The 742-nt window shown below is 60.8% G+C and carries 1 protein-coding gene; it reads left to right on the top strand.

Annotated elements, in window-relative coordinates:
* The coding region (locus tag AAIG11_RS17915; protein WP_484477169.1) for an aldehyde dehydrogenase family protein at positions 1 to 742 on the top strand (742 nt) is incomplete at both ends.

Raw genomic sequence — 742 nt, 5'->3', positions numbered from 1 at the left:
TGGACGTGGTGGTGGCCACCGGCGGCGGTGCCATGGTGAAAGCCGCCTACAGCAGCGGCAAGCCCGCCTACGGCGTGGGCCCCGGCAACGTTCAGTGCATCATCGACAAAGACAGCACCTACGAAGAAGCCGTGCCCAAAATCATCACCGGCCGCTGCTTCGACAACGGCATCATCTGCTCTGGGGAACAAAGCGTCATCGCCCCCGCCGAAGACCTGGACGCCATTTTGGAGCTGTTCAGACAAAACGGTGCCTGGATTGCCGAAAGCGAAGCCGATAAAGCCAAACTGCGTCAGACCATCTTCGAAGGCGGCATGACCGCCAAAGACGTGGTGGGCCAGTCCGTGGCCACCATTGCCCGGCTGGCAGACCTCCCCATCCCCGAGGGCACCAAGGTCATTCTGGCCAAAGCCGACGGTCCGGGAGAAGCCGACCTTCTCAGCAAAGAGAAAATGTGCCCCGTCATGGCCGTGTACGGCTACACCACCTTCGACGAAGCCTTAAGCATTGCCCAGACCAACCTGGAACTGGAAGGCAAGGGCCACAGCGCCGCCCTCCACTCCCATAACGATGCCCATATCAAAGAGGCCGGCCTGGCCTTAACCGTCAGCCGCTTGGTGATCAACCAACCCAGCTCCACCTCTGCCGGCGGCAGCCTCTTTAACGGCTTTGCCCCCACCACCACCCTGGGCTGCGGTACCTGGGGCAACAACATCATCTCTGAAAACTTCACCTACAAGCA

Source organism: Anoxynatronum sibiricum, from assembly GCF_039414295.1.
Classification (GTDB): Bacteria; Bacillota; Clostridia; order Peptostreptococcales; family Tindalliaceae; genus Anoxynatronum; species Anoxynatronum sibiricum.
This window is presented reverse-complemented; position numbering and strand designations above follow the sequence as displayed.